General features: G+C 42.3%; 6 protein-coding genes. 5 read left to right on the top strand and 1 reads right to left on the bottom strand.

The genetic code is table 11. From position 1 onward, the window contains the following. From VIP81_RS05985 to VIP81_RS06005, 5 genes are all read left to right on the top strand, one after another. A partial coding sequence (locus tag VIP81_RS05985; protein ID WP_331957563.1) for a TonB-dependent receptor domain-containing protein occupies positions 1-1,149 on the top strand: 1,149 nt, incomplete at its 5' end. Between the two features lie 26 nt (positions 1,150-1,175). Beyond that, positions 1,176-2,642 (top strand): RagB/SusD family nutrient uptake outer membrane protein, encoded by a 1,467-nt coding sequence (locus VIP81_RS05990; RefSeq protein ID WP_331957564.1) that lies wholly within the window; start codon positions 1,176-1,178, stop codon positions 2,640-2,642. Positions 2,643-2,769: 127 nt separating this feature from the next. Then, positions 2,770-3,306 (top strand): hypothetical protein, encoded by a 537-nt coding sequence (locus tag VIP81_RS05995; protein WP_331957565.1) that lies wholly within the window; start codon positions 2,770-2,772, stop codon positions 3,304-3,306. 323 nt (positions 3,307-3,629) lie between these two features. Then, positions 3,630-4,364: a hypothetical protein gene (locus tag VIP81_RS06000; protein ID WP_331957566.1), complete on the top strand. Its 735-nt coding sequence runs from the start codon at positions 3,630-3,632 to the stop codon at positions 4,362-4,364. 51 nt (positions 4,365-4,415) lie between these two features. Then, positions 4,416-6,584 carry a T9SS type A sorting domain-containing protein gene (locus VIP81_RS06005; RefSeq protein WP_331957567.1) on the top strand — a complete coding sequence of 723 codons (2,169 nt, stop codon included), beginning with the start codon at positions 4,416-4,418 and terminating at the stop codon, positions 6,582-6,584. A 100-nt stretch (positions 6,585-6,684) separates the two neighbouring features. Here the strand turns inward: VIP81_RS06005 and VIP81_RS06010 are convergent. Continuing rightward, on the bottom strand, positions 6,685-6,872 hold a 188-nt coding region (locus VIP81_RS06010), incomplete at its 5' end, for a hypothetical protein (RefSeq protein WP_331957568.1).

Raw genomic sequence — 6,872 nt, forward strand, 5'->3', positions numbered from 1 at the left:
TACCTGGCGCCGATAGACAAAGACAGACGTTATAACTTCGGTGAAAATCCGTTTACCGGCGTATGGAATTCCAGACTCGCCAATCCGGATATCACCTGGGAAAAAGCGGCGATGACGAACATCAGCCTCGAAGCTGGCTTCTTCCAAAATAAATTAAATACCACCATTACCTGGTTTAACAAGAATACCCGCGACATGCTGGTACCCGCTCCTGAAATGGATTTGCATGGTACCTCCGCTATTCCTGACCGTAATATTGGTCAGCTGAACAACAAAGGCTGGGAAGTAGAAGTAGGCTACCAGGGCGGCAATGATCGTTTTCATTACAACGTAAGCGCCAACGCTTCTTTCATTAAAAACGAAGTGACCAAACTATACGATCCTTCTTCTTACATTGGCTCTACTCCGTACGGACGCCAGGGCGTAGAAATTTCCCGCACCTATGTAGGTCAGCCACTGGCCTCCTACTATGGCTGGAAAACCAATGGCATTTATCAGACCGCAGATGAAATAAAAAATGACGCCAACATCGCCAACGATCCTAACAAAAGCAAAATTGTACCCGGTGATGTAAAATTTGTGGACACCGATGGCGACGGCATCGTCAACGATAAAGACCGTGTGAACCTGGGCAGCCCCAATCCTAAAATGGTATACGGCATACAGGCCAGTGGCAGTTACAAAGGTTTTGATCTGAGTCTTTCTTTTGCCGGCGTAAGCGGTGTAAAACTATACAACGCTGATAAAATGCAGGGCATGGATCCCACCTATTCCTATAACATGTATGCCGACGCATTGAACCGCTGGCATGGCGCAGGTACCAGCAACAGCGTACCACGTATGTCGAAAAACGATAACAACGCCAACAGCCGTGTTTCCGATCGTTTTGTAGAAAACGGCGATTATTTTTCCCTGAAAAATGCTTCTCTTGGATACACCATCCCCTCCAGCATCTGGGGTCGCAGCGGCATTTCTGATATCCATGTATATGTAGCTGCACAAAACCTGTTTATCCTCACCCGCTATTCCGGTTTAACACCGCAGCTGGGATACAATGGTACCGCCGATGGTAACAGACAACGTGGTGTAGACGTAGCCGCCTATCCACAGGCCAGGACCTTTACTTTTGGCGCTACCCTTAACTTTTAATTCACGGGAACTTTAAATTAATTACTATGCAACGGATCAAACATATATTTCTATTAACCGCATTACTGGTAGCAGGTTGTAAAAGCGTGCTGGATGTGAAGCCCAAAGGGAACTACACCACCGGCAACTATTGGCGTAATCAGGCCGATGCCTTAGATGGTGTTACCGGTATGTATAATGTATTACTGGAAGAAGATTATACCGGCTTTAACGAGTTTGTATTCGATAACTGCTCAGACGACCAGGTACGCGGTGGTGACCACGGCTATGACGCCGCCATCGAAGACTTTTCCTATGACCCCACCACCTACAGTGTACGGGTAGGCTGGAGATGGAAATATGAAACGATCAGTCGCGCCAACAATGTACTCATCTATGTACCTAAAATAACAGACATTGATACCGACATCAAAAACCGTTGTCTGGGTGAAGCCCATTTCTTCCGCGCTTTCGCCTACTGGCGCCTGCTGCTGATCTATGGAGAGGCCCCCATTGTTACAGAAGACGATGTACTCAAATCCAATTACAAAAAACCTAAAGTTAGTGCCGACGAACTGCGTGCACAGATTGAAACAGATCTGCTGGCGGCCGCCGACCAATTGCCTGAAACCTATGGTGATGGCGACAAAGGCCGTGTGAGCAAAGGTACTGCCTGGGGCCTGCTTTGCAAGCTGTATATGAACTGGGAAAAACTGGATAAAGCCATTGAATTCGGCAGCAAAGTCACCAGCAACACACATTATGCATTAGCACCTCATTATGCCGATAACTTCAGCGTAGCCACCGGTAATAATTCAGAAATGTTACTGGCGGTTCAAACCGTTGATGGTAACGGTTATTCCGACTTCATCACTTACCATGCTCCCCGTAACTGGAATGGCTGGAGCTTCTTCTACCCAACTAAAGGACTGGTAGATGAATTTGAAACAAATGATCCACGCAAAACTATCTGTATCATGCAACCCGGCGACCAGGTAAATATAGGTACCGGTATTGCTACCTATAATGCAGATGCTTCCTGGAGTGGCTATCATTATAAAAAATTCTGCGCCTGGAAACCTTCCGGTGGCCTGGACTACTCTCTTAAAACACCATTGATGCGCTCCGCAGATATTTACCTGCTCGTAGCCGAAGCCAAAATCCGCTTAAATGGCGCTGGCGCCGGTGATGCGGAAATAAAAGCGGTTCGTCAACGTGCCTCCGCCACTTTGCCTACCGTGACCAATGCCGGTATGAAAGAACTGATGCATGAACGCAGAGTAGAACTGTGTGGTGAGAATGAACGTCACCAGGATTTATTGCGCTGGGACAAAGCGAAACTGATAGATATCGTAACGTTATACAAACAGCCTAAACTGGCATATGATGGTACTCCTATCATCAACGGTGGCGCAGCGAGGACATTTGCGCGTCCAAAGAATTACTATTTCCCAATGCCGCAACAGGAGATAGATAGAAGTCAGGGGATATTGATCCAGAATCCGAATTTCTAATTTGTAATATGTATATGTAATTTGTATATGCCCCGGCCCATGGCTGGGGCATATTATTTAAAAGTCAGAAGGCATTATCTACTTTTGCCTGAATATTTCCCTGAAACAATAAAAATAATCCGACCTAATGGCAAACTCAATTTTTATACACGAAGACGATTTTGACCAAATTGAACTAGTACCGGCAGAAAATTATAGCAGATTTTTCATTGAAATAGAAAATATGCCGGAAGGCAAGGGCAAGCCGTTTGGATTTACAAATATGATTGTTAGGGATAACCATTCGGGAGTTCAGGAGTTAAATATTTCATCCACTGAACTAAAGGACTATCTAACGCCCATATGTTTTAATTCATTTATTAACGTAAAAACCGGATACGGCAGCAGTTACACAACTACTGTCAAAAGCGCCATGGCTTTTGGCTTTGAAAGACTGGGGATGGTTGTAAGATCAAATGATACGATCGTTACAAACCTAAACCTGGTATCGTCGTTCTCCTTCATTACGAAAGAAAGTTGTGATCAAATCCTTACCGCTCTTCATTCATTAGGACAGCAATTCAACCTGATACTGGTCGACTGGAATGTACAGATAATTGTGAGACTGACCGACATGCAAGCTGTTAAAGACTATTTATCGGAGGAATATGGTTTTAAAATCTGATCAATTGACCTCCCTTAAATCCATCCATATCATATAAACCAAAGCAACTATCTCTTTATTTTATATACATGCTAATCCTTCCTTACTCTATTTTCTCCGCATCTTCCCTCCCATTCTGGATTTTTGTCAATCTCCACACCAGCACTTGTTCATCTACGTGATAAATATATTGGCTGTTGGGTGTCATGAGCGAACTAATATTTCCAGAGGCATCTTGAATATTTATACTTACATTTACGATGCAACCAAAACTGGCTTTAATTACAAGCGTGCGACTCAAAGAATAACCTGTATTTCTAGTTTTTTAACCTTTCATTACTCCTATGAGATTCTTCTATTGTGTTCTCATTATTGTATTGTTTAGCAAAACCCTTTTTAGTCAGGTAAAAGCGAACAGTATTGAACTTTATTCATATTTCATACATGATAACTATGGTTCCTTTGATAACTCCTATGGAAGAAGCAGTTTCTCCACGAAGCTTTCTTTGAAAGGAGATAGCTACGGGATTTCGGCTTATTATATCAGAGCTCTTTCTGGTAAGTTGCAGGCAAGAATCGGCTTAGGGTATTATAAGTATTCTTTCAATAAAATAAATACTTATGATGCCAGGACCAATGGTGGCACATACCCCAAAAGGCCTTTGGTGTATCCTACGACGGATGCTATCATGCTTTATACGGATGGCTATTATTATAACACAATAACATTTAACATAGGTGCAGACAGAGTATTTGCCTTGAACAAAGGGTATGAGTTATTGGCAGGGGGAAGCCTACAGAGCTATTATACTTACTCTCAGGTATTTAAGATTCCGGCCCCACAAAATGCCCGGTATCCCGATTATAAAAGGAAGAAATCTGAGTTTTTTGGGTTTTCCGCAAACCTTAATATCGGTTTCAATAAAAACTTTGGTAATTTTTACGTTGGCCCCAGGATACTGATACCAGTTTTTGATCAGTGGAAACAAGATGAAATTTTCCTGGAACCCCAAAATGCGTCCAGGAACAAATGGTTTACCGGTTTCGGCGGTGGTATTGCAGCAGGAGTGAGGTTTTAAAGTACATCCTATGGTGTGATTCAGGCGATTTCTCACTAAAAACATACATTAATGAATCCCAAAATTTTATTCCTGTCAGGTGTTTTCTTTGTATGCACCTTAATATCCTATGCTCAAGTTCGAATAAATTACAACAATCAGGTAAAGATCAGTGCGCAGGGCTATTTTTCCAGGCAGTATGCTATCAATACCTATAGGGTTACCCCACCTTCAAAGGAACGATTCCTATTAAAAGAAAGTCAATATCTAAAAGCCGGTGAGAAACAATTCCTAATCGCAGAAGCTGTACCCGTGAATATTGATCTCATGACATCAGCTGCCTGGATAAACGAAACATCCTATAGTTACGGAAAGTTTACAATACATGCAGATAGTGCCGAAACGCTGAGTTTTAACTTTGATAAATTCTACTTGCCAGAAGAAACAGAATTACACATCTATAACGGAGACGGCACAATGATCATGGGGCCAGTTGGGCCAGGAGAAAATAATGTAAGACAGATATGGGGTAGTGCTATTTATAAGGGAGAAGATATCAACATTGAAATAAAGGTTCCAACAAAAAGTAAAGCGGACCTAAAATTACATATATCGAACGTAGCATATGGATTCAAACAGATTTTTATCGATAAGCTTATAGGGTTTGGATTATCCGGCTCCTGTAATATAAATGTATTATGTCCTTTAGGGTCTGGATGGACGGAAGAGAGAAACAGCGTTGCCTTGATTACACTTTCTGACGGGACAGCACTATGTACAGGTGCAATGATTGGCAACACCTGCAATTCAGCAATACCTTACTTTTTAACAGCCAACCACTGTTATGCGGCCTCGCCGACGGTAGCAAGCTGGAGATTTCAATTTCAAGCATGGAGCCCAACATGTAGTCCCTCCGCGAATAGTGATGGGATTTTATTTAACGGAAGTACTTTGAAGGCAAATTATGGACCCAGTGATTTTGCTCTTCTTCAGCTTTCACAAATACCTTCGTTAACGTCAGGGATAAGATATGCCGGATGGAACCGGAGCGCTACAGCTGGAACGGCAACAACTGGCATTCATCATCCGAGAGGAGATGTAATGAAGATTTCTCTTGATAATAATGTACCAACAAAAACAGGCTATAATGGCATTGCAGGTACCGACCACTGGCAAGTAAATTGGGATAATGGCGTCACTGAAGGAGGTTCTTCCGGCTCTCCCCTATTTGATCAAAACCATAGGATAGTTGGACAGTTACATGGTGGGTATTCTTCCTGCACAAGTTCAGATTTGAGAGATTGGTACGGAGCATTCGACGTTTCTTGGTCAGGTGGAGGTACAAGTTCCACAAGGTTAAGTAATTGGCTGGACCCTTCTGGTAGTGGTGTTACCACAATTAATACCGCAAATATTTCTTCATTGATTAATCCAGGAAACACGCAAGGATTATCAGGCCCTGACATTTTATGCAGTGGCACTATACAATTATCCTACTACACGGATGGCAATCCTTATACGGGGCCTGTTACATGGACTTCTTCCAATACTTCCATAGCTACAGTCTCGGCATCGGGCAATCCCGCTACAGTAACAAAGGTTGGTAATGGTGCAGTCACTATTACCGGAACTATCAATACTGCCATGTGTGGAGGTTCTAATCTGGTTTCAAGATTCAAAACGATAGGAGTTGGAGTACCTGCTGTACCTACTATTACGTACACAAAATCTACTACTACAGATTATGTTTTCACCGCCTCTACAACTGGCCCTCCAGTAGGATATGACTGGTTTTTCGACGGTGTTCAGATACGTTGGAATTCTGACGGCGTAACCTACCGATCAATACCTTGCAATGAAACTCATAGCATTTATTGTCGTCAAAGTAATTCATGTGGAGCATCTGCATACTCTTCACCGTTAAGTGTTCACAACTGGTGTACCTTAACAGCCCTCCAATATAAAATTTATCCCAATCCAGCGGATAAAACTGTAACGGTAGAAGCTTTTGATAATGGAGGAGATAAATTTAAGAAAGAAAATACATTAACAATTTCCGCTATATCATTAATTCGTATCTTTGATAATGCTGGTACATTGAGGAAAGAATTCAAAATTGCACCTGGCAGCAGCAAGGCTCAAATTAATGTTGATGATCTTCCTACGGGTATTTATTTTATTGAAATATCTGATGGTAAAAAGGGTGAAAGACAAAAGCTAGTTGTTACAAGTTCGAGATAATACACAGGAAAGCAGCACGACTAAAAATTAATTTATAGGTTGTGCTGCTCTCCTGATTACGGGACGGAGATATTGAACGATCACATGTTTTGGGACCTCCTCACCTCTTCCGGGAATGCGACTTAAGCACCCTATATCCCACCAAAAAACTAATCCCTAAACAAAGGAATATAGAAAAGATAAATTTAAGGTCGTTGTTAACTCCCGGAATGGTCAGTGAGTTCAGCAAGGCACCTATCAGTAACCCCACGGCAATACCAATACTTATAATTCCCAGCATTAATAAAA

The sequence above is a fragment of the Chitinophaga sp. genome, assembly GCF_036566945.1.
GTDB lineage: Bacteria > Bacteroidota > Bacteroidia > Chitinophagales > Chitinophagaceae > Chitinophaga.